Annotated in this window: 22 protein-coding genes; 14 read left to right on the top strand and 8 right to left on the bottom strand. The window is 71.4% G+C overall.

Going from position 1 to position 22,788, the window contains the following annotated elements; translation table 11 throughout:
- The first annotated feature begins 72 nt into the window (after positions 1–72).
- The gene (locus tag OB08_RS12080; RefSeq protein WP_461475041.1) at positions 73–1,029 is read left to right on the top strand and encodes a ParA family protein; all 957 of its coding nucleotides are present in this window, start codon (positions 73–75) and stop codon (positions 1,027–1,029) included.
- Entirely contained in the window at positions 1,029–2,003 is a 975-nt protein-coding gene (locus OB08_RS12085) for a ParB/RepB/Spo0J family partition protein (RefSeq protein WP_461475043.1), read from the top strand. The genes OB08_RS12080 and OB08_RS12085 overlap by 1 nt, the downstream gene beginning before the upstream one ends.
- A gap of 40 nt (positions 2,004–2,043) precedes the next feature.
- Here OB08_RS12085 and OB08_RS12090 read toward each other — a convergent pair whose 3' ends face one another.
- A complete protein-coding gene (locus OB08_RS12090) occupies positions 2,044–3,315 on the bottom strand; it encodes an RNA polymerase sigma factor (RefSeq protein WP_461475044.1) in 1,272 nt (423 codons plus the stop codon).
- 59 nt (positions 3,316–3,374) lie between these two features.
- Here OB08_RS12090 and OB08_RS12095 point away from each other — a divergent pair, with 59 nt between their 5' ends.
- Positions 3,375–3,722, top strand: a complete 348-nt coding sequence (locus tag OB08_RS12095) for a tryptophan synthase subunit alpha (RefSeq protein ID WP_461475046.1) — start codon at positions 3,375–3,377, stop codon at positions 3,720–3,722.
- 12 nt (positions 3,723–3,734) lie between these two features.
- Here OB08_RS12095 and OB08_RS12100 read toward each other — a convergent pair whose 3' ends face one another.
- The 5 genes from OB08_RS12100 to OB08_RS12120 form a co-directional block, all read right to left on the bottom strand.
- A complete protein-coding gene (locus tag OB08_RS12100; RefSeq protein ID WP_461475048.1) occupies positions 3,735–4,151 on the bottom strand; it encodes a YciI family protein in 417 nt (138 codons plus the stop codon).
- 205 nt (positions 4,152–4,356) lie between these two features.
- Positions 4,357–4,680: a thioredoxin gene (gene trxA, locus OB08_RS12105; RefSeq protein ID WP_461475050.1), complete on the bottom strand. Its 324-nt coding sequence runs from the start codon at positions 4,678–4,680 to the stop codon at positions 4,357–4,359.
- A gap of 83 nt (positions 4,681–4,763) precedes the next feature.
- Positions 4,764–5,774 carry a thioredoxin-disulfide reductase gene (trxB, locus tag OB08_RS12110; protein ID WP_461475051.1) on the bottom strand — a complete coding sequence of 337 codons (1,011 nt, stop codon included), beginning with the start codon at positions 5,772–5,774 and terminating at the stop codon, positions 4,764–4,766.
- A 107-nt stretch (positions 5,775–5,881) separates the two neighbouring features.
- On the bottom strand, positions 5,882–7,492 hold the full coding sequence (murJ, locus tag OB08_RS12115; RefSeq protein WP_461475052.1) for a murein biosynthesis integral membrane protein MurJ: 1,611 nt from the start codon (positions 7,490–7,492) through the stop codon (positions 5,882–5,884).
- Entirely contained in the window at positions 7,489–9,723 is a 2,235-nt protein-coding gene (locus tag OB08_RS12120; RefSeq protein ID WP_461475054.1) for a DUF6049 family protein, read from the bottom strand. Before OB08_RS12120 ends, murJ begins: the two co-directional genes overlap by 4 nt.
- Before the next feature lie 124 nt (positions 9,724–9,847).
- On the opposite strand from OB08_RS12120, the gene OB08_RS12125 reads away from it, so the two are divergent.
- The 5 genes from OB08_RS12125 (at position 9,848) to OB08_RS12145 (ending at position 16,383) form a co-directional block, all read left to right on the top strand.
- Complete coding sequence (locus tag OB08_RS12125) at positions 9,848–11,377, top strand: DUF7059 domain-containing protein (RefSeq protein ID WP_461475056.1); 1,530 nt, start codon at positions 9,848–9,850, stop codon at positions 11,375–11,377.
- A 36-nt stretch (positions 11,378–11,413) separates the two neighbouring features.
- On the top strand, positions 11,414–12,841 hold the full coding sequence (locus OB08_RS12130; RefSeq protein WP_461475058.1) for a CCA tRNA nucleotidyltransferase: 1,428 nt from the start codon (positions 11,414–11,416) through the stop codon (positions 12,839–12,841).
- A 67-nt stretch (positions 12,842–12,908) separates the two neighbouring features.
- Positions 12,909–14,228, top strand: a complete 1,320-nt coding sequence (locus OB08_RS12135; protein WP_461475060.1) for a sigma-54-dependent transcriptional regulator family protein — start codon at positions 12,909–12,911, stop codon at positions 14,226–14,228.
- 114 nt (positions 14,229–14,342) lie between these two features.
- Positions 14,343–15,893 (top strand): acetaldehyde dehydrogenase ExaC, encoded by a 1,551-nt coding sequence (exaC, locus tag OB08_RS12140; protein ID WP_461475062.1) that lies wholly within the window; start codon positions 14,343–14,345, stop codon positions 15,891–15,893.
- Between the two features lie 91 nt (positions 15,894–15,984).
- Positions 15,985–16,383, top strand: a complete 399-nt coding sequence (locus OB08_RS12145; protein WP_461475064.1) for a DUF779 domain-containing protein — start codon at positions 15,985–15,987, stop codon at positions 16,381–16,383.
- Positions 16,384–16,409: 26 nt separating this feature from the next.
- On the opposite strand, the gene OB08_RS12150 is transcribed toward OB08_RS12145, so the two are convergent.
- Entirely contained in the window at positions 16,410–17,603 is a 1,194-nt protein-coding gene (locus OB08_RS12150; protein ID WP_461475066.1) for a hypothetical protein, read from the bottom strand.
- Positions 17,604–17,685: 82 nt separating this feature from the next.
- Here OB08_RS12150 and OB08_RS12155 point away from each other — a divergent pair, with 82 nt between their 5' ends.
- The 6 genes from OB08_RS12155 (at position 17,686) to rplI (ending at position 22,031) form a co-directional block, all read left to right on the top strand.
- Positions 17,686–18,879, top strand: a complete 1,194-nt coding sequence (locus tag OB08_RS12155; RefSeq protein WP_461475068.1) for an acyl-CoA dehydrogenase family protein — start codon at positions 17,686–17,688, stop codon at positions 18,877–18,879.
- Positions 18,876–20,096, top strand: a complete 1,221-nt coding sequence (locus OB08_RS12160) for a CaiB/BaiF CoA transferase family protein (protein WP_461475069.1) — start codon at positions 18,876–18,878, stop codon at positions 20,094–20,096. The genes OB08_RS12155 and OB08_RS12160 overlap by 4 nt, the downstream gene beginning before the upstream one ends.
- Before the next feature lie 263 nt (positions 20,097–20,359).
- Positions 20,360–20,743, top strand: coding sequence for a 30S ribosomal protein S6 (gene rpsF / locus OB08_RS12165; protein ID WP_461475071.1), 384 nt, complete (start codon positions 20,360–20,362; stop codon positions 20,741–20,743).
- A gap of 5 nt (positions 20,744–20,748) precedes the next feature.
- Positions 20,749–21,258, top strand: coding sequence for a single-stranded DNA-binding protein (locus tag OB08_RS12170; protein WP_461475072.1), 510 nt, complete (start codon positions 20,749–20,751; stop codon positions 21,256–21,258).
- 55 nt (positions 21,259–21,313) lie between these two features.
- Entirely contained in the window at positions 21,314–21,568 is a 255-nt protein-coding gene (gene rpsR, locus OB08_RS12175) for a 30S ribosomal protein S18 (RefSeq protein WP_005054609.1), read from the top strand.
- Positions 21,569–21,578: 10 nt separating this feature from the next.
- Positions 21,579–22,031 (top strand): 50S ribosomal protein L9, encoded by a 453-nt coding sequence (gene rplI, locus OB08_RS12180; protein WP_461475075.1) that lies wholly within the window; start codon positions 21,579–21,581, stop codon positions 22,029–22,031.
- Between the two features lie 270 nt (positions 22,032–22,301).
- Here the strand turns inward: rplI and OB08_RS12185 are convergent.
- A partial coding sequence (locus OB08_RS12185) for an LPXTG cell wall anchor domain-containing protein (protein WP_461475077.1) occupies positions 22,302–22,788 on the bottom strand: 487 nt, incomplete at its 5' end.

A 22,788-nucleotide genomic window follows, 5' to 3' on the forward strand; every position in this document is an offset into this window, starting at 1 on the left:
GGGGCATGGGGGTGGGGGCGGGATAGAGTGGAGGACGTTGTTGATCGGCTCGCGAAAGGGAGAGTGTTTCACGTGAAACAGCCCGACGAGGCGGAGGCCACAGCATCCTTCTCGTTCGACGACACCCCTCTCGCCCGAGAACTCGCCGATCTCTCCGCGCGACGCCGCGTCCTTGAGAGCACCGACGTTCAACTCTCCGGACGCACCCGCATCCTGACGGTCTCGAACCAGAAGGGCGGCGTGGGTAAGACCACGACCACCGTCAATGTCGCTGCCGCGATGGCATCGGTGGGCGCGCGAGTGCTCGTGATCGACCTCGACCCGCAGGGCAACGCCTCCACCGCGCTCGGCGTGCCGCACACCGCCGATATCCCCAGCGTTTACGACGTGCTGATCGACGAGTTCCCTCTGGCCGACATCGTCCAGGTGAGCCCGGAGTCACCCAACCTCCTGTGCGCGCCGAGCACGATCCATCTCGCCGGCGCCGAGATCGAGCTCGTCTCGCAGGTCGCCCGCGAGCACCGCCTCCGCACCGCACTCGACGAGTATCTGGCGAGCCTTGAGGAGCGCATCGACTTCGTGCTGATCGACTGCCCGCCGTCGCTCGGGCTCCTCACGATCAACGCGTTCACCGCCGCGGGCGAGCTGCTCATCCCCATCCAGTGCGAGTACTACGCTCTCGAAGGCCTGAGCCAACTGCTCGGCACGGTGCGGATGATCCAGAAGCACCTCAACCCGGGTCTCACGCTCTCCACGATCATGCTGACGATGTACGACGGCCGCACCCGCCTCGCTCAGCAGGTGGCCGAAGAGGTCCGAGACCACTTCGCGCGCGAGGTGCTCGACACGGTCATCCCGCGGTCGGTGCGTGTCTCCGAGGCACCGAGCTTCGGTCAGACGGTCATCGCGTACGACGGGCAGTCGGCCGGCGCCATCGCGTACCGGGAGGCCGCCGTCGAGATCATCCGCCGCGACGGTGCCGTCGCGGAACCAGCCACAGCCGAATCGACGACAGAAGGGGGCGCCTGATGGCCAAGCGCACAGGCCTAGGACGGGGGATCGGGGCACTCATCCCGACGACGGAGCCTGCTGAGGACCGTCCCGCCGACGTCTTCTTCCCCCGGGCAGTCACCGCCGACGACGTGGCAGCTGCCACCGACGGCGACGACACCACCACCGAGGAGCTGCTGCAGGTTCCGGGCGCACGCCTCGCGCACATCGACCCGCACTCGATCGTTCCCAACCCGCGCCAGCCGCGAACCCACTTCGATCCCGAAGACCTCGCAGAACTGGTCCACAGCGTGCGCGAGTTCGGCGTGCTGCAGCCCGTCGTCGTCCGCGCGAACGAGGACGGCGACTACGAGCTCATCATGGGCGAGCGCCGCACCCGCGCGGCGCGCGAAGCCGGCCTCACCTCCATCCCTGCTGTGATCCGCGAGACCGCCGACGAGCACCTTCTCCGCGACGCTCTCCTCGAGAACCTCCACCGGTCCGAGCTGAACCCGCTCGAGGAGGCGTCCGCCTACCAGCAGCTGCTGGAAGACTTCGGCATCACCCAGGAGGAGCTCGCGACCCGCATCGGCCGCTCGCGCCCCCAGATCAGCAACACGATCCGCCTGCTCAAGCTGCCCGTGCCGGTGCAGCAGCGCGTCGCCGCCGGGGTGCTCACCGCAGGACACGCACGCGCGATCCTCTCGCTCGACACCCCGGAGTCGATGCAGCGCCTGGCCGACAAGATCGTCAACGAAGACCTCTCGGTTCGTGCGGCGGAAGCCGCCGCGAAGATGCCGGATGCCGGTGGCCTGCGTTCGGTCAAGCCGCAGGCGGGCTCTCGCCGTGGTCACCTCGACGAGGTCGCCGAGCGACTGGGCGATCGGCTCAACACCCGCGTCCGCATCTCGCTGACGGCGCGAAAAGGCCAGGTCACGATAGATTTCGCGACTGTCCAGGACCTGAACCGCATCCTCGAGGAGCTCGGCGAGAGCGGCTACGGCGCCGCCTGACCGCCGGCCACACTGCACCCAGCACCCCAGCACCGAGCGCTCACGCGAGCGCCGCCGCGCGTCGTCGTAGGAGGACGGTCTCGGCGTCGTTGCCCGGAAGCTCGGCGGCGACGAGGAACTCAGCGGCCGCGGCATCCGTCCGCCCTTGGCGGTCGAACAGCTCGGCGCGGACCGCGTGCAGGGGCCGGAAGCCCGTGAGCTCCTGCTCGAGCGCATCGACGAGGAGCAGGGCCGCATCGGGACCGTCGGTCATCGAGACCGCCACCGCGCGGTTCAGGCGCACCACCGCGGACGGAGCGAGCGACAGCAGCGCGTCGTACAGCTGCACGATCCGCGGCCAGTCCGTGTCGGCGAAGGAGGGCGCGACCGCATGGCACTCGGCGATGGCCGCCTGCAGCCCGTAGTAGCCGAGGCCGCGACCCGCGGCATCCGCCCTGTTCAGCGCTTCGCGTCCGCGCGCGATCGCCGAGCGATCCCACTGGCGGCGGTTCTGCTCGGCCATCGTGAGCGGCAGGCCCTCGCGGTCGGTGCGAGCGGCGAAGCGCGAGGACTGGAACTCCATCAGTGCGATGAGCGCGTCGATCTCGGGCTCACCGGGCATCACCGCGTGCAGCTGCCGCGCCAGGCGCACCGCCTCGCGCGCGACGTCGGGGCGAAGCGGCCGCTCACCCGCGGCCGCGGCGTACCCCTCGGTGAAGAGCAGGTAGATGACCTGCAGGACGCTGGCGAGCCGCGCAGGTCGCTCCGCGCGGTCCGGCACCTCGAACGGCACGGCGGCCTCGGCGAGTGACCGCTTCGCTCGAACGATCCTCTGCTGCACGGTCGGCACGGTCATCAGCATGACCCGCGCGATCTCCTCGGTCGTGAGTCCGGCCACGGTGCGCAGTGTCAGCGCCAGGCGGGCCTGCGCCGGCAGCACGGGGTGGCACGCGACGAACACGAGACGCAGCACGTCGTCGTCGATGCGGTCGGGGTCGGCGAGTTCGGGCACGGCATCGCGCCGCTCGGCGTCCTGCACCTCCACGGCGAGGAGCGGCTCGCGCTGCGACAGGCGCTCACGCCGACGCCAGCCGTCGATCGCGCGCCGTTTCGCGACCGCGAGCAGCCACGCGCCGGGATTGTCCGGGATGCCGCCGCCAGGCCATTTCGCGACGGCTTCGAGCAGCGCGTCCTGGGCGAGATCCTCCGCCCACGCGAAATCCCCGGTCTGGCGCGTCAGCGCCGCGACGATGCGCGCCGACTCGGCTCGCCACACCGCCTCGACGGCGCGGCGAGCGTGCACGGCGTCGCCGGAGCCCGCAGCAGCGATCATGCTGCCAGCGTAGGCGTGAAACGAAGCCGTACGTCGGTGCGGCGTCGTACCCTGGAGGGGTGCCGAACGCAGATCAGACCCCGCGCCGCCGGGCCAGTCTCGAGCTGCTGCGCGCCGAGGCGTCCGATGAGCTCGCGGTCGTGATCGCCGAGCGTCTGCGTGCCGGCGAAGATCCGTGGGACTTCATGGAGGATCTGCCGACCGTCGACGAGCTCGTGGTGTTCACGCTCCGCGCCGAGAACATCGAGGCCAACGGCGGGTCGCGGCCCAATGCGGCCCGGCACTATCGGGTGCTGCGACAGATCGCGCTCGACTATCCCGAACTCACCCGCGCGGTCTGGCGGCTGCTGGGCGACGCCAACACGCACCGCCGCTGGGACGCGACGGTGCGTGCGGACGCGTCCTGATCCCACCGGAGCTCAGCTGTTCGCGGCGCGCCACTCCTGCGCCTTGGCCACCCATTCGCTGTCGACGGACTCGAAGTCCGCGAATTCGTTGACGCGGCGGACCTCCAGCGCGGTGCCGGGTCCGAGCGGGCACTTGCGCGCCCAGTGCTCGGCCTCTTCGCGGCTGGCGACCTCGAGGATCCAGAATCCCGTGAAGACCTCGCGGGCCTCGGCGAACGGTCCGTCGGTGACGGCGGGAGGCACTGACGAGAAGTCGACCCGGAATCCCTCTTCGGCGTCGGAGAGGCCTTCCGCCGAGAGGAACACCCCCGCCTTCTGCAGCTCCTCGTTGTAGGCGCCCATCACGGCGATGACCTCCGCGAGGTCGAGCGTCTCCGCGGCCTTCGCCGCTGCTTCGGGCTCCACCTGCATGATCAGCATGTAACGCATGTCCTGCTCCTTGTCGTCGCGAGCCTTCCGGCCCTGAGAGCCGCTCCGGCCCCCTCACTCCGTACGTCGAACGACGGAGCCCGAGATCGACATCCTGCCGCGAGATTCGTCGCGCCGGCAACGGATGCCTCACGGGGCATACAGCAGAAAGCCCCGCTGATCCGGAGTCATGTTCCGGTATCAGCGGGGCTGCGAGCTGACGCGATCAGGCGATGTACGCCGCGAGGTCCTTCTCGAGGGCGAACTTCGGCTTGGCGCCGATGATCGTCGTCTCGACCTGGCCCTTGTTGAAGACCTTCATCGCCGGAATCGACGTGATCTGGTACTTCATCGCGAGGTCGGGGTTCTCGTCGACGTTCAGCTTCAGGATCGTGATCTTGTCGGGGTGCTCCGACTGGATCTCGTCGAGGACGGGCGAGACCATGCGACACGGACCGCACCACTCTGCCCAGAAGTCCACGAGGACGGGGCCCTCGGCCTGGAGCACGTCCTGGTCGAACGTGGCGGAGGTGGTCGCCTTGGCGGTCATGGGTTCTCCTTCGGTGGGAAGTCGTTCTCAGGGGTCAACGCCCGAGGTGCGCGGATTGTTCCGCTGCCCGTGGGTCGCGGAGGTCAGGCGGCGTCGGCCTCGGAAGCCGGCTCGGCGGACGCCTCGGGGAGGCCTTCGATCTGGTCGCCGACGACATCGGGCGCACCGGCCTCGCCGATCGAGGCCAGGTAGTGCTCGACGTCGAGAGCCGCGACGGTGCCGCTGCCGGCGGCGGTGACCGCCTGACGGTACGTCGGGTCGATGACGTCGCCCGCGGCGAAGACACCGGGCACCGAGGTCCGCGAGGAGCGGCCGTCGACCCAGATCGTGCCCTCGGGTGTGAGGTCGAGCTTGTCGTGAACGAGGTGCGTGCGCGGGTCGTTGCCGATCGCGACGAAGAGGCCGTCGATCGCGAGGTCGCTGCGGGTGCCGTCGACGGTGTTCTCGAGTACGACGCCGGTGACCGCGTCGTCGCCGAGCACGTCGACGACCTCGCTGTTCCAGACGAACTCGATCTTCTCGTTCGCGAAGGCACGCTCTTGCATGATCTTCGAGGCGCGCAGCTCGTCGCGACGGTGGATCACGTAGACCTTCGACGCGAACTTCGTCAGGAACGTGGCCTCTTCCATCGCGGAGTCGCCGCCGCCGACGACGGCGATGACGCGCTCACGGAAGAAGAAGCCGTCGCACGTGGCGCAGTACGAGACGCCCCGGCCCGACAGACGCTCTTCGCCCTCGATGCCGATCTTGCGGTGCGCGGACCCGGTCGCGTAGACGATCGAGCGGGCCTCGTACTCCTTGCCGCTGCCGAGGACGATCTTCTTCACGTCACCGTCGAGCTCGAGCGACACGACGTCGTCGTAGAGCACCTCGGTGCCGAACCGCTCGGCCTGCTCCTGCATCTTGGTCATCAGATCGGGACCCTGGATGCCCTCGGGGAAGCCGGGGAAGTTCTCGACGTCGGTGGTGGTCATCAGGTCGCCGCCGGCCTCGACCGAGCTCGCGACCACGAGCGGCTCGAGGTTGGCACGGGCGGCGTAGATCGCCGCCGTGTAGCCCGCAGGACCCGAACCGATGATGATGACGTGACGCACTGCGTACCCTTTCGTTGCGGGGCTGTGGCCCCGTACTGCTCAACACATGGTAACCGCGGGGCATTCCGCTGCGCGGGTCCCCTGCGGCCTGCCGTCGACCGGCCGTGTCAGCGTCCGCCCGGCAGCATCCGCTTCACGAGGGCCGTCGCCGTCGACAGCTCCGGAGTGCGCAGGAGGGCGAGGAAGGCGATGTAGACGATGAGCACCACCGTGCCGATCACGGCCGCTCCGAGGGCGCCGAGCAGCCGGTCGGCCACCATCCAGCCGTCGGCACCGCCGAGCGCCTGATAGACGAGCCAGCCCGCGCCCGCGGCGGGGAGCGCGGCGAGGGCGAAGCGGCCGAGGGACAGCATCCAGGATCCGATCCTGAGACCGCCCAGCCGGCGCTGAAGCAGCCACGTGGCCGCGATCACCTGCAGCACGCTGGCGATCGACTGGCCCAGCGCGACGGCGGCGGCGAGCTGTGAGAGCGCGATGATGTCGGCGGTGACCGCCCACCCGGCGAGGAGCGCCGTGAGCACGACGACGATGCACTGCCCGAGGGTGAAGAAGAACGGCGTGCGGGTGTCGTCGTAGGCGTAGAAGGTGCGCTGGATCACGAAGAGCACGGCGAGAGGGATGAGGCCCACGAGGTAGCAGAGGAGCACGCCGGCGGCCGCCACGGCTTCGCCGGGCGAATCGGTGAAGATGCGCGACGCGGGCACGGCCGCCGTCGCGAGGGCGGCCGTCGCGGCGACGATGAACAGACCGAGGGTCCGGATGCTGCGCCCCACGTCGGCGCGGACGTCGTCGTCGCGGCCGGCGCTCGCGTGCTCGCTGAGCTGGGTGAAGTAGGGCGTCCCGATCGAGAGCACGATGATCGAGTACGGGAGCATGAAGATCAGCCACGCATTGGCGACCACCATGAACGCCGGGTCGCCTTCCGGGATCCGCGACATCACGCGCGACTGCACGAGGCCTGCGAGCTGGCCGGCGAGCACCATGAGGAACGTCCAGCCCGCGAGCTTCCCGATCTGCCCCAGCCCGACGCCGCGCCAGCGGAAGTCCGGCCGCACGTGCATGCCCGTCTTGCGCCAGAAGAGGAACAGGATGCCCGTCTGGAGGACGATCCCGAGCGTCGCGGTGCCGGCGAGCAGGGCCACCATCTCGGGGGTCCACCGGGTGCTCTCGGTGCCGGCGCCGAACAGCCAGATGAAGGCCAGGAAGCCTGCGATCGAGACGAGGTTGTTGACGATCGGCGCCCACGTGTACGGCCCGTACACCCGGCGGGCGTTGAGCGATTCGCCCACGAGCGCGAACAGGCCGTAGAAGAGGATCTGCGGCAGGCACCAGTAGGCGAACGCGGTGGCGAGGGCCTGCTGCTCGGGCCCGTAGTCCGGCGCGTAGAGGTTCACGAGCCACGGCGCCGCGACCGTCGCGATCACCGCCGTGCCCAGCAGGACGACGGTGCCGAGGGTGAACAGCTTCGACACGAAGGCGCGGCCGCCGTCGTCGTGGGCGGCGGCCTTCACGATCTGCGGCACCACGACCGCGCTCAGGAGCCCGGTGGAGATGATCGCGTAGATGTTGTTGGGCAGCTGGTTCGCGACGGTGAACGTGTTGCCGCCGACGGTGGTGGCGCCCACGGCCCACACCAGCACGATCGCGCGCACGAAGCCGGTCAGGCGCGACACGATCGTGCCGGCGCCGATCAGCAGGCTGGCACGGGCGACGCTCATGCGCGGTGCTCCTCATCCGGCTCGGGCGCAGGGTCGGCGGAACCCGCCGGCTCCGGCGAGCCCGGCGCGGCGCCCTCGGCCGCGGCATCCGCCCCTCTGCGCCGACGCGCGCGCAGCTTGAGCACGGTCCGCACGATGCCGAGCAGCAGCAGCCCGCCGACGACGATCGCGAGCGCCGTGATGCCGAACGTCTCCCACTCGGCGCGCACGTTGACGTCGACCGACTCGGGGTCGCCGATCGCGACGCTGGCGCGACTGCGCAGCTGCAGGTCGAGGGTGACCTGGCCGTTGCCGATGCGCGCCTGCACGGGGACCTCGACGCGGCTGTTGCTCCCGGGCTGGGCGACGAGCGGGTTCGCCCGCTGCACGTCGAGCCGCAGGTCGTCGGGTGTCACGTAGAGCACGAGGTTCACCGGGTACGGCAGGTCGTTGCGCACCCAGAACCGCAGTCCGACGTTCGAGCCGAAGAGGTTGATGTCTTCGCTCGGCACCAGCCCCACGGAATCCAGGGTGACGGCCGTGGCCTGGCGGTGTGCCGCGACGGCGGCGGCCCAGGCCACCTCGTCGGGAAGCCAGCCGAGGCCGAGGAGCTGAAGGATCTCGGCGCGCTCGGGCCCGGTGAGCAGGCTCGTGTCGTCGAGGATCGTCGCGAATCGCGCGAGCTCGGCTTCCTGATCGAGGAGAGCGGATGCCGCGCCCGCGCGCGCCGTCTCGGGGGCCGCGTCCTCCAGCTCCACCCCGGTGGCGGTCGAGTTGACCAGCCCGCCGAGCGTGAACGGCGTGACGCCGGGTGCCTCGGCCGCCGCATCGATGCTCGTGCTGATCGCGACGCGGGAGCGGTCGGGATTGCGGCCGATCGAGACGAGGAGGGGCGCCCCCTGCGTCTCCACCGCGGCGAAGGCGAGGTAGGCGGTCGCTGCGGCGAGCTCGGCGCCGCGCAGCGGGGGCTCTTCCAGAGCCGATGCCGCCTCGAGTGCGGCAGAGACGTCTGCGTCGTACAGGAGCACTTCGGCGTCGCCGACGCGGCCGTGCGCCGCGACGGTCGACCCGGCCGCGCCGGCGGCGGTGGACTCGGACGAGACGACGGTGATGGACGCCTGCTCGTCGACGCGGATCTCTCCGAGGTCGGCGACCGCGCCCGGGCCGGCGGTGCCCGCGGCGGGCCAGTACACGCCGCTGCGCGCGCTGCCGCCGATGTCGAGCAGCTCGGCGAGCGACGGGTAGACGGGTGCTTCGGGATCGACGGGCGCGGTCGGCGTCGGGGTGGGTGTGGGCACCGGCTCGGCGGTCGGCGTCTGGTCGGCCTCGGGCACGAAGTCGGCCGGGTTCATGTAGGCCGAGAGGGAGGTGGGCGCCAGCGGTCGCCCCACGCCCGCCTCGAGCTGGGCGATGACGTCGGCGTCGCCGAACTGCAGGGCGAACCGCGAGTTGGGCAGCGCCTCGAGGCGCGCGAGCCACGCGGCGGCCGACGGGGGCGCTGCCGACCCGAGCACCCGGATGGAGGCGGGGATCGCCGGGTCGACGGCCAGGATCGCGGGCGTGCCCTCGACGCCGTCCAGCTGGGCGGCGAGCTCGCCGCCCGGCGCGGTCATCGTCGTCAGCTGCTCGGCGGTCAGCAGTCCCGCGGAGGTGGGGTCGGCCGTGATCGGCACCATCACGCCGATGCCGATCTCGTCACGCCCGCCGCGCGGCACGATCACGGCGCTCGTCGACGTGACGGTGCCGGCGGGCGACTCGTACGTCGCCTGCAGCGGGTACACCCCCGGTTCGAGCCCGACGAGGGCGGGGTCGTCCGCCTCGATGCGTGCCGAGACGACGTTCGCCGAGTTCGCGGGCACGGCGTCCATCGCGGCGGTGGCGACGGGGGTCGTGCGGACGCCCGACGCCTCGCCGTCGAGCCACGCCGTCAGATCGCCGCGGTCGGCGAGGGGCGTCCGGCCGAGGGAGACAGTCGCGGTGACGGCGGGCGTCGGCCTCGCCGTCTCGTTCTGCAGGGTGAGTGACACCGCGAGCGCGTCGCCGGCTCGCACGATCCCGTTCGAGATCGGTGCGAGGGTGAAGGCCGTCGTGCCGGCCGGGATCGGCGGCGCGGGGGTGGGGGTGGGGGTGGGCGTGGGCGTGTCGGCGAAGGCGGTCCCCGGACTGAGGAGCGTCAGGCCCATCAGGATCGCGACGGCGGCCGCGGCGGCGCGCGAGGCGCGGCGACGGGCGGGCGTTCGCGAGGGGATCACGGTCATCTGTGTGGTTCGCTCCTGTGCGATGTCCGGACCGCACGATCGAGTCAGATTCTACGGTCGGACCCTCCGAGGTTCCGGTACGCGGGCGGGGAGCCGCGGTGCGCGGTTGAATGGAGCCGTGCTCCCCGAACCGGATCCCGCCCTGTGCAGCGACCTCGCCGCCGACCTCGCCGCCGCCGGCTACACCGCCGAGGCGCTGCGCGGCGCGTGGGGTGACGCGGCCGACGACGCTATCGCGCGGGGGCTGCGTGCGCCGGCGGATCGTGCGCTCGCCGAGCGTGACGACCCGGTGGCCGTGCTGGGCAGACTCCTCATGCTCGGGATGCCGCAGTCCGAGGCATCCGTGTCCCGCTCACTGCCCCGCACCGGCCCCGACGGGCTCGAGCGGCTCGGTCTGGCGAGCGTCGAAGGCGGGCAGGTACGGCCGCTCGCCGTGGTGCGTCCGCAGTCGTACGCCGATGCCGAGGCGCCGGACGGCGGCAGCAGCTGGTGGATCGCGAGCGACCTCGACGAGGCGGCGCTCGGCGGACCGCTGCCCGAGGATCACGTCCTCGGGGTCGGCGGCGCCTCGCTCACCCTCGCCGCGCTGCAGCTACCCACCCCGGCCGCGCGGGGACTCGACATCGGCGCCGGATGCGGCATCCAGGCGCTGCGCGCCCGACGCAGCGTCGGACACGTCGTCGCGACAGACATCTCTCCGCGTGCGCTCGGTTTCACGCGGCTCAACGCCCTGCTCAACGGCGTCGACGCGATCGAGACCAGGCTCGGCAGCCTCTTCGAGCCCGTCGCGGGCGAGCGGTTCGACCGGATCGTCTCGAACCCGCCGTTCGTCATCACCCCGCGCGTCGGGGATGTGCCCGCCTACGAGTACCGCGACGGCGGGATGGAGGGCGACGACGTCGTCGCGGCGTTCGTGCGGGGCGTCGGCGACCACCTCGAGCCGGGCGGCATCGCCCAGCTGCTCGGCAACTGGGAGACCCGCGCCGGCACGCCCGGACTCGACCGCGTGCGCGAATGGGTCGCCGCGTCGCCCGTGCCGCTGGACGCCTGGGTCGTCGAGCGCGAGAGCCTGGACCCGCTGTCGTACGCGGAGCTGTGGGTCCGTGACGGCGGCACGCTTCCCGGCACGCCCGGCTTCGCGCGGCTCATCGACGCGTGGCTCGACGACTTCACCGCACGCGAGGTAACTGAGGTGGGCTTCGGCTACGTGCTGCTGCGACGCCCGGCCTCCGGCGAACCGACGCTCTCGCGCTTCGAGTCGCTGCACCAGGCGCTGCCCGGCGACGGGCTCGGGCGGCACCTCGCCGACGCGCTCGCCGCGCATGATCGCCTCACCGCCCTCGACGACGCCGGGTTCGCGGCATCCGTCCTCGTCGTCGCGCCCGACGTCACCGAGGCGCGGCACCACGTGCCCGGCCAGGAGGACCCGACCGTCATCGAGCTGCGCCAGGGCGGCGGATTCGGCCGGGCGCTCGGCGTCGACCCCGCGCTCGCCGCCCTGGTCGGCGCGTGCGACGGCGACCTGCCGGCCGGGGTGCTCATCGACGCGATCGCCCAGCTTCTGGGAGCGGATGCCGCTGCCCTGCGCGCCGATCTGCTGCCGCGGGTGCGCGAGCTGACCTTCACCGGGTTCCTGCGCTTCGCGTGAGGGGGCCCGCGCCGGGCCCTCGGTAGGCTGGAACCCATGCTCAACATGGCCGAGGGCGTCGCGCGCCTCGGCGCGCTCGCCGAGTCCCCCGTCGTCGCGACGCTGGCCGACGCCTTCGCCGCCGCGGGGCGCGACCTCGCCATCGTCGGGGGTCCGGTGCGCGACGCGCTGCTCGGTCGCCCCACCAACGACCTCGACTTCACGACCGACGCGCTGCCCGACGAGATCCTCCGGATCGTCAAACCCATCAGCACCGCGCAGTGGGACATCGGGCGGGCGTTCGGCACGATCGGGGCCAAGGTCGCCGGCGAGCAGGTCGAGATCACCACGTACCGCGCCGACAGCTACGACGGCGTGACCCGCAAGCCCACGGTGGAGTTCGGCGACACGCTCGAGGGCGACCTCGTGCGACGCGACTTCACCGTCAACTCGATGGCGCTGCGCGTTCCCGGCCGCACGCTCGTCGACCCGACCGGCGGTGTCGAAGACCTCGTCGCGCGGCGGCTGCGCACGCCGGCCGACCCGACCGTGAGCTTCGGCGACGACCCCCTGCGCATGCTCCGTGCGGCGCGCTTCGCCGCCCAGCTCGGGTTCGACGTCGACCCGGCGACGGTCGACGCCATGGCCCGGCTGCGCTCGACGCTGTCGATCGTGAGCCCGGAGCGCATCCAGGGTGAGCTCGTGCGCCTGCTGCAGACCGACGACCCGGTGCGCGGCATCCGGCTCCTCGTAGAAACGGGGCTGCTCAAGGAGTTCCTGCCCGAGATCCCCGCCCTGCAGCTCGAGGTCGACGAGCACCACCACCACAAGGACGTGTACGAGCACTCGCTCACGGTGCTGCGCCAGGCGATCGAGCTCGAGGCGTCCCGCCACCCCGGCGATGCGCCGGACGTGCCGCTCCGCCTCGCCGCGCTGCTGCACGACATCGGCAAGCCCGCGACGCGCCGGCTCGAACCCGGCGGCGGCGTGACCTTCTACCACCACGACGTCAAAGGCGCGCGGCTGGCGCGCAAGCGGCTGCAGGCGCTGCGGTTCGACTCGGACACGACGTCGGTCGTCACGCGGCTCATCGAACTGCACCTGCGCTTCTTCGGCTACGCCGAGGGCGCGTGGACCGACGCCGCTGTGCGCCGCTACGTGCGCGACGCCGGCGCCGAGCTCGAGCGCCTGCACATCCTCACCCGCGCCGACGTCACGACCCGCAACGCCAAGAAGGCCGGGCGCCTCGCGCGCGCCTACGACGACATCGAGCGCCGCATCGCCGAGCTCTCGGCGCAGGAGCAGCTCGATGCCATGCGGCCCGAGCTCGACGGCAACCGCATACAGGAGCTGCTCGGGATCCCGCCGGGACGCGAGGTGGGCGAGGCGTACCGGTTCCTGCTCGACCTGCGGCTCGACGAGGGGATCGTCGGCGAGGAAGAGGCCGAGCGCCGCCTGCGCGAATGGTGGGCAGCCCGCGGCTGAGCCGGCCGCCCCGGAGCGGCCCGCGCCTACACTGGACCCACGCTCCACCGCCGTCGATCGGAGCCCCATGTCATCGCCGTGGTCGCAGCGGCGCGAGGTGTCGCCCGAGACCTCCCGCCTGCTGATCGAGCGCGCGCACGAGGAGCTCCTGGCCGGCAACGCCGCTGACGAGCGGCTGCAGGACGTGCGCGACCTCGTGCGCGACTCGTGGCGCCGGTCGCTCGAGAGCCTCGTCGGCGCCGAGGCTCTCCCGCCGCTCGACCTCGACGCGGACGCCCTCGACGCCTATCGCCGTGCCCACCCGCTGGCGGGCGTTGTCGAGATGGTCCGAGGGCTGCTGCTGCCTGGCGGCGCGGACGACTCCGGCGTCGCCGTCGCGGTCGGCGACGCGGCCGGTCGTCTGCTGTGGGTCGAGGGCGATCGTCGCGTGCGCTCGCTCACCGGCGACATGGGGTTCGTCGAAGGCGCGAACTGGTCCGAGGGCGCGGTCGGCACGTCGGCGCCCGGCACGGCGATCGCGCTCGACCGGTCGGTGCAGATCCGCGGCGCCGAGCACTTCAACCGCCTGGTGCAGCCGTGGTCGTGCACCGCCGCGCCGGTCCACGACCCGGAGACGCGACGGCTCCTCGGAGTCATCGACGTCACCGGAGGCATCGAGGCCGTCACGCCGCAGGCGCAGCTGCTGGTCGATGCCACGGCCCGCGCGGTCGAGGGCGAGCTCCTGGTCGCCCGGCTCAGAGCCCGCGCGCAGCCGACCACGCCCCGGCGGCCGTCGAGGCGGGTCGAGGCGACCCGGGCGACACTGCGCGTGCTCGCCCGCGACCGGGCGCTGCTCGAGGTGGCCGGCGACGGCGTCGAGATCGTCTCGGAGCTGGGCCCGCGCCATGCCGAACTGCTGTTGATGCTCGCCACCCACCGCCAGGGCCTCTCCGCCGAGCGGCTGGCCGAGCTCGTGTACGGCGATCCCGAGGCCACGGTCACTCTGCGCGCCGAACTGGTGCGCCTGCGCAAGGTGCTCGAGCGGACGGCGCCGGCACTCGTCCCGCAGTCACGGCCTTATCGCCTCGGCGTCGAGCTCGAGACCGACGCCCATCAGGTCCTCTCGCTCCTCGACCGAGGCGCGCACCGTGTTGCGCTCGCGGCGTACCGCGGCGACGTGCTGCCCGATTCCGCTGCGCCCGGCGTCGAGGAGTTCCGCGACACCGTGCGGACGGCGCTGCGCGAAGCGCTCATGGCCGAGGCATCCGTCGACGTCCTGCTCGCGTTCTCCGAGACGGATGCCGCAGCCGACGACGCGGAACTGCTGCGGCTCTGCCTCTCGATGCTGCCCGCTCGGTCGCCGAAGCGCGCGGGGCTGGTCGCGCGGATCGAGCGCCTCGAATCCTGATCGCGGGCCGCACCGGCACCCTCGCCGAGCCCGACGCAACGAACTGCAACCTCCCCGGGCCTACCTTCGACCCACGCGACGACGACCGTCGCGACAGCGTCGAAGGAGACCACCATGACCATCGTCGAAGAGGGCGTGTCGAGCATCTACGCCGCCCCCGGGCAGCGCGGCTCGATCGCCGACTACCGTCCCCGCTACGGCCACTACATCGGCGGCGAGTGGGTGGAGCCGATCAAGGGCCAGTACTTCGAGAACATCAGCCCGGTCAACGGCAAGCCGTTCACGGAGGTCGGCCGCGGCACCGCGGAGGACATCGACCGTGCGGTCGACGTCGCATGGCGCGCGTTCGAGAGCTGGAAGCGCACGACTCCCGCGGAGCGGGCGGTGATCCTCAACAGGATCGCGGACCGCATCGAGCAGAACCTGGAGAAGATCGCCGTCGCCGAGACGTGGGAGAACGGCAAGCCCGTGCGCGAGACCCTCGCCGCCGACATCCCGCTCGCCGTCGACCACTTCCGGTACTTCGCCGGCGTGCTGCGGGCGCAGGAGGGCACGCTCAGCCAGCTCGACGAGGACACCGTCGCGTACCACTTCCACGAGCCGCTCGGCGTCGTGGGCCAGATCATCCCGTGGAACTTCCCGATCCTCATGGCGACGTGGAAGCTCGCACCGGCGCTCGCCGCGGGCAACTGCGTCGTGCTCAAGCCCGCCGAGCAGACGCCGGCGTCGATCCTGTTCCTGTTCGACATCATCGGCGACCTGCTCCCCGCGGGCGTGGTGAACATCGTCAACGGGTTCGGCATCGAGGCGGGCGCCCCGCTCGCGCAGCACAAGCGCATCCGCAAGGTCGCGTTCACGGGGGAGACCACGACCGGCCGGCTGATCATGCAGTACGCGTCGCAGAACCTCATCCCCGTGACGCTCGAGCTCGGCGGCAAGAGCGCGAACGTCTTCTTCGACGACGTCGCGCGCGACACCGGCGACGCGTACTACGACAAGGCGCTCGAGGGCTTCACGTTCTTCGCGCTGAACCAGGGCGAGGTCTGCACCTGCCCGTCGCGCGCGCTCATACAGCGCTCGATCTACGACCGCTTCCTCGGCGACGGCCTCGACCGCGTGTCGAGGATCGTGCAGGGCAACCCGCTCGATCCCGCCACGATGATCGGCGCACAGGCATCCAACGATCAGCTCGAGAAGATCCTGAGCTACATCGACATCGGCAAGCAGGGCGGCGCGAAGCTGCTCACCGGCGGCGAGCGGGTCGACCTGGGCGGCGACCTCAGCGAGGGGTTCTACGTCGCGCCGACCGTGTTCGAGGGCACGAATGACATGCGCATCTTCCAGGAGGAGATCTTCGGGCCGGTCGTCTCGGTCACGTCCTTCGACGACTTCGACGACGCGATCTCGATCGCCAACGACACCCTGTACGGGCTCGGGGCGGGCGTGTGGAGCCGGTCGGGAGACACCGCGTACCGCGCCGGACGGGCGATCGAGGCCGGACGCGTCTGGACGAACACCTACCACCAGTACCCCGCGCACGCGGCGTTCGGCGGATACAAGCAGTCGGGCATCGGCCGCGAGAACCACCTCAAGATGCTCGACCACTACCAGCAGACGAAGAACCTGCTGGTCTCGTACGCCGAGGGCTCGATGGGCTTCTTCTGATCCCTCCCCGCCCGGCCCGGGCGGAGCGCACCCCACATGCCTCCGCCCGGGTCGCTTCCCGCCTCGCGCACACCGAACGGAGAACTGAGCGATGACGACGGACGACTCCTGCTCGCGGGTGGCGGTGACCGACGCCGCGGCATCCCTGCTGCGCGACCTCACCGACGCCCACGGACCGCTCATGTTCCACCAGTCGGGCGGCTGCTGCGACGGCAGCGCGCCCATGTGCTACCCGGTGGGCATGTTCCTCATCGGCCCGAGCGATGTGCACCTCGGCCGCCTCGACGCCGGGCTCGCCGAGCCGATCGACGTCTTCATCTCGGAGGCGCAGTTCGAGTACTGGAAGTACACGCACCTCACGATCGACGTCGTGCCTGGCCGGGGCGCGGGCTTCAGCGTCGAGGGCCCGACCGGCAATCGGTTCATCATCAGATCCCGGATGCTGCGCGACGACGAGATCGCACACTTCGGCCTGCGGACACCCGTCTGACCGGCGAGCCGCCGGCGAGGCCGCGCCTAGCGGAAGAAGACCCCCAGCACGCCCGTCTGGCTGAGGATCCAGAAAAGGATCACGCCGCCCATCGCGATGATCGACACCCACGGCACGCCGCGCTGCAGGCGGCGCCCCTGGGGTGCGACCCCCGGCGGCGGGCGGAGCGCCTCGAGGGGAGCGACGAAGGGCACAGCGGATGCCGCGTCCCCGGCCGCCGCATCCGGCGTGGTGCCGGCGGGCGCGGCATCCGTCAGCGCCGACGCCTGCGCGCGGAGGCGGTCGTCGCGCCACCGGGCCCACTGGGCGAGCTTGTCGAGCAGGGCGCCGACCACGGAGAACAACCACGCCCAGGTCGCGGGGTCGAGCGTCGAGAAGTCGCGCTTGGCGTAGAGGAACATCCAGTCGTCGACGATCTCGACGTCGAGGGCCGCAGCGTTGTCGATGAAGCGGGCCATGATGTCGGGCGAGAAGAGGTAGAGGGCGTCCACCTCGTAGCCCTGCGGGCAGGAGAGCGAGAAGTACCGGTCGAAGTCGCCCTCGAGGCTGAGTCGCTGATCCTTGTCGAAGGTGGCGGGCAGGTTGGATCCGAAGATGCTGTTGTTGCCCGTCGCATCGAGCACGATGTGCGGCAGGGGCACGTCGAGCCGCACCGCAACGTACCCCCACTTGTGGGTCGTCTTGTTCTTGCCCGACCCCGTCGTGTACCGGTAGTTCGCGAACTCGACGAAGCGGGGGCGGTCGCCGCGCACGATGTCGGTGGCCTGGCGTGAGCTGCCGATCCCGAAGATCATGCCCGGCAGCCCCTGACTGCCGAGCACCGGCAGGTAGGTCATGCCGTTGGCGCGCGCGAACCGGTCGAGGCGGTACATGCGGTTCGCACTGCTCCGGTTGCCGGCGATGACGCCGAACACCAGCAGCCCGATCACCCCCGCGACGACCACGAGCGGCACGAGCCCCGCGAACACGCCGACGCCGCTGCGGCCGATGAGAGCGAAGAACACGCTGACGAGCGTCGTCACGATGACGGAGCCGAAGCCGATCACTATGAACCCGACGACGATCGCCACCCCGAGGGACGCGCCGCTGAACGCGCCCGGGACCCGGCCGTTCTCGCGAAGCTGCTGGCGGAACGCCTTGCTCGCCGCAGGGTCGACCGGCTCGACGAGCGGCCGCGCGTCGAACGGATACGACGGCGTCGTCGGCGCGGGAACGGTCATGCCGTTCACGCTACCGGCGCGCGGCCGCGGCGACGCGGGCCTGCCCGGCAGAATGGGGCTCGACCACTGTGAGGAGGCGGCGATGGAGCCGAGGAACCCCGACGATCTCGACGCGCTGCGCGCGGCATCCGATGTCCTCGGACTCGACGCTCTGCTGAGCGACGCCGAACGGGCGACCCGCGACCGCGTGCGCGCCTTCGTCGATGCCGAGATCCGCCCGCACATCGCGGACTGGTTCGACCGCGCGCACTTCCCGCGGGAGCTGGCGCCCGCGTTCGGTGAGCTGGGCGTGCTCGGCATGACGCTCGAGGGCTACGGATGCCCCGGCCGCAGCACCGTCGAGTACGGCCTCGCCGCACTCGAGCTCGAGGCCGGCGACTCGGGCCTGCGGACCTTCGTGTCGGTGCAGGGCTCTCTCGCGATGGGGTCGATCCACCGCTGGGGATCGGAGGAGCAGAAGCAGGAGTGGCTGCCGCGCATGGCCGCCGGGGAGGTGATCGGCGCGTTCGGCCTGACCGAGCCCGGCGCGGGATCCGACCCGGCGAGCATGGCGACATTCGCCCGACGGGACGGCGACGACTGGGTGCTGTCCGGGGCGAAGCGCTGGATCGGCCTCGCCACCATCGCCCGGCTCGTGGTGGTGTGGGCGCAGACCGACGACGGCGTGCGGGGGTTCCTCGTGCCCACCGACGCGCCGGGATTCCACGCCAGCGTGCTCGAGCCGAAGGGGTCGATGCGGGCGTCGATCCAGACGGAGCTGCATCTCGATGACGTGCGGGTGCCGGCATCCGCTCTCCTTCCCGGCGCGCAGGGACTGCGCGGTCCGTTCTCGGCGCTCAACGAGGCGCGCTACGGCATCGTGTGGGGCGCGCTCGGGGCGGGGCGCGACAGCTACGAGGCGGCGCTGCGGCACGCGCTGCGCCGCGAGCAGTTCGGGGTGCCGATCGCGTCGTTCCAGCTCACGCAGCAGAAGCTCGTCGACATGGTGGTCGAGCTGCAGAAGGGTGCGCTGCTGGCGCTGCAGCTGGGACGGGCGAAGGATGCCGGAGCCCTGACCCCCACTCAGATCTCCCTGGGCAAGCTCAACAACGTCCGCGAGGCGATCCGCATCGCGCGCGAGGCGCGGACGATCCTCGGAGGCGACGGGGTGCTGCTGGAGCACTCGCCCATCCGCCACGCCGCGAACCTCGAGTCGGTGCGCACGTACGAGGGCACCGACGAGGTGCACACGCTGATCCTCGGTCAGCACCTCACCGGCATCGGGGCCTTCCGGTGACGGCGCGCGGCGCGCGCCCGGGCCCGCTCGCCGGCATCGTCGTCGCGGACTTCACGCGCGTGCTCGCGGGGCCGTACTGCACGATGCTGCTCGCCGACCTGGGCGCGACGGTCATCAAGGTCGAGGGTCCGGGTGGCGACGAGACGCGTCAGTGGACCCCGCCCGCCCGCGACGGCGAGGCGACCTACTACCTGTCGGTGAACCGTGGCAAGCGGTCGATCACCCTCGACTTCGACGACCCCGGCGACCTGGCCGTCGCGCGCGACCTCGCACGCCGGGCCGACGTCGTGATCGAGAACTTCCGGCCCGGCGGCCTCGACCGCTTCGGCCTCGGCTACGCCGCGGTCTGCGACGAGAACCCCGACGTCGTGTACGTCTCGATCACCGGCTTCGGGCGCGGGTCAGAGCTCCCCGGCTACGACGTGCTGGCGCAGGCGATGTCGGGTCTCATGAGCGTGACCGGTCCGGCCGACGGCCCGCCCACGAAGTCGGGCGTCGCGATCGTCGACGTCGTGACCGGCCTCCACGCCGGACTCGGAGCGCTCGCCGCCCTGCGTCACCGCGACGCCACCGGCGAGGGTCAGCACGTCGAGGTGAACCTGCTGTCGTCCGCGCTGTCGGCCCTCGTCAACCAGTCCGGGGCGTACGCGCTCGCCGATGTGGTGCCGCAGCGGCTGGGCGCCGACCACCCGAGCATCTTCCCGTACGGTCCGTTCCCGACCGCCGACGGCGACCTCGTGATCGCGGTGGGCAACGATCGGCAGTTCACGCGTCTGTGCGGCATCCTGCAGATTCCGGATGCCGCCGCCGATGCGCGCTTCGCCCGGGCCGCGGATCGCAGCGCCCGGCGCGACGAGCTCCGGCCGGTGCTCGAACGGGCGCTCGACGCACGCAGCGCGATGGAGTGGGAGCGTCTCCTGTCGGCCGCGGGGGTCCCGGCCGCGCGGATCCTCGACGTGGGCGAGGCCTTCGATCGCGCCCGCGCGCTGGGGCTCGACCCGATCGCCCGCGCCGGTGACGCGCAGACGCCGGGGGTGCGGCATCCGATCTCCTTCTCGTCGACACCGCCCCACTACCCGCTCGCTCCGCCCGGCCCTGATGCCGACCGCGCCTGGGTGCTGTCGTTCCTCGGAGAGCAGGGCCGGCCGGACGACCGTTCACGTCGGCGAACGAGGCACCGACCACGCGGCTCCTCGGGCGCCGGGCGGGCGCGGTGACCGACCCGGTCGCTCCGACGGCGGGCGACTGGATGCTGTCGCTCGGCGTCCTCGCCCTGGGCATCGCCCTGGGCCTCGTCGCCGCCGGGTGGCTGTGGGGCCTTGCGACCTGACGCGCGGATTCGGCGCCTGACCGGGCATCCGGTACCATGGGAGGGTTGTCCGCACGCGCCCCAGCGCGCGACAAGCCGGATGACGTGCAACACACCCTCCTGCTGCCGGGAAATGCCCGACAGCCGTTCAAGTCCGAAGGAGGTGGGTTAGTGACGCACCAGTACGAACTCATGGTCATTCTGAACCCTGAGATCGACGAGCGCCAGGTCGCTCCGAACCTCGACAAGTTCCTCAAGGTCATCACGACTGACGGGGGCACGATCGAGAACATCGACATCTGGGGTCGCCGCCGTCTGGCGTACGAGATCCAGAAGAAGACCGAGGGCATCTACGCCGTCGTCAACTTCACCGCCACGAGCGAGACCACTCAGGAGCTCGACCGCCAGCTCAACCTCAACGAGCAGGTCATGCGCACCAAGGTCCTCCGTGCCGAAGAGGCGATCGCCATGATCGCGTCCGAGAAGGCCCGCGCCGACGAGAAGGCCGCCCGCAAGGCTGCCCGTCCCTCCAAGCCCGCCAAGCAGGACGCGTAACGACGATGGCCGGCGAGACGATCATCACCGTCGTGGGCAACCTCACGGCTGATCCCGAGCTGCGCTACACGCAGAACGGTCTCCCCGTCGCGAACTTCACGATCGCGTCGACGCCGCGCAACTTCGACCGCCAGGCCAACGAGTGGAAGGACGGCGAAGCGCTGTTCCTCCGCGCGAGCGTCTGGCGCGAGTTCGCCGAGCACGTCGCAGGCTCGCTGACGAAGGGCTCCCGCGTCATCGCGACCGGTCGCCTCAAGCAGCGCTCCTACGAGACGCGCGAGGGCGAGAAGCGCACCGCCATCGAGCTCGAGGTCGACGAGATCGGCCCCTCGCTCCGCTACGCGACCGCCCAGGTCACGCGTGCGACAGGCGGCGGCGGTCAATCCCGCGGCGGTCAGACGCAGGTCGCCGACGAGCCGTGGTCGACCCCCGGCTCGGCGAACGCCGCCGGCGGCAACTCGGGCGGCGACGCCTGGGCCGCTCCCGGCGCCTACGGCGACGACACCCCGTTCTAAACGACATCCGGATGCCCCGGCATCCGTCGAATCTCACACTCAGTAAGGAAACACCATGGCTGGAAAGGCAACCGGCGACCGCCGGAAGCCGCGGAAGGGCGCGAAGAACGCCGCTCCCGCGAAGGCGATCCGTGTCGGCGTCATCGACTACAAGGACGTCGCCACCCTCCGCAAGTTCATCTCGGAGCGCGGCAAGATCCGTGCCCGTCGTATCACCGGTGTCTCGGTGCAGGAGCAGCGTCTGATCGCCAAGGCGATCAAGAACGCGCGCGAGATGGCGCTCCTGCCCTACGCCGGCGCCGGCCGCTAAGGAGCACCCAATGGCAAAGCTGATTCTCACGAATGAGGTCGCCGGGCTCGGTAGCGCCGGTGACGTGGTCGAGGTCAAGAACGGGTACGCCCGCAACTACCTCATCCCCCAGGGCTTCGCGGTCGCGTGGACCCGTGGTGGCGAGAAGCAGGTGGCGTCGATCCGCGCCGCCCGTGACGCTCGCGCGATCCACGACCACGAAGAGGCCGTGGCCCTCAAGGACGCCCTCGAGGGCAGCAAGGTCCGCCTGGCCGTCAAGGCCGGCGCCGAGGGCCGTCTGTTCGGCTCGGTGAAGACCGAGGCCGTGGCCGACGCCGTCAAGGCCGCGGGCCTGGGCGACCTCGACAAGCGCAAGATCCACATCACCTCGCCGATCAAGTCGGTGGGCGAGCACGAGGCGACGGTCCGTCTGCGCGACGACCTCACCGCCGTGATCACCCTGCAGGTGGTTGCCGCCAAGTAAGGCGAAAGACGAAGAGCGGATGCCGCGGACCGAATGGTCCGCGGCATCCGCCTTTTCCATCTCCCCCGAAGACGGATACCGATAGCCCCCCGGTTGCGGCATCCGCCTTGTCTCAGGCCTCCGGTCACGGAGCGGGCGGTCCAGGCAAGACGCCCGCCCCGCGATCCAGCGGCGAGGCTTATGGGAGCGGGAGGGCCGGTGGGGAGCGGCCCTCCCGCCGCTCGCGCGTTGCGCAGCCGGAGGCACTCTGGGGGAGCCTCCGGCCGCGACTCACGCGGAGCGTCGCCGCGACATGAACGCGAACGCGCCGGCTGCGAGGAGCACGAGGCCCATCAGCAGCGCGGGGAACGCGCCCATCCCTCCCGTGGCGGCGAGTGCGGTGACGCTCGCGACGGCCGGCGAACCAGTCGCGTCGTCACCGCCATCCGACGAGCCGAGACCGCTGGGGTCGGTCGGGCCGGTCGGGCTCAGGGGACCCGACGGGTCCGTGGGGTCCGTGGGGTCGGTCGGGTCCGTCGGGTCCGTCGGATCGGTCGGGTCCGTCGGATCGGTCGGGTCGACCGGTCCCGTGGGGACCTGCGTGGTGGTGTCGCCGACCACGGAGACGGCGTTGCCGCCCACGGTGATCGGCACCGCGACCGGCGCGAGGATCTGGGTCCCGCCGAGGACCGAGTCACCGCCGCCCGTGGTGCCCGTGCCGCCGCCGGTCCCGCCGGGGGCGGCGGAACCGCCCGAGGAGGAGCTGTCGCCGATCACC

This window comes from Microbacterium sp. HJ5 (genome assembly GCF_054824025.1).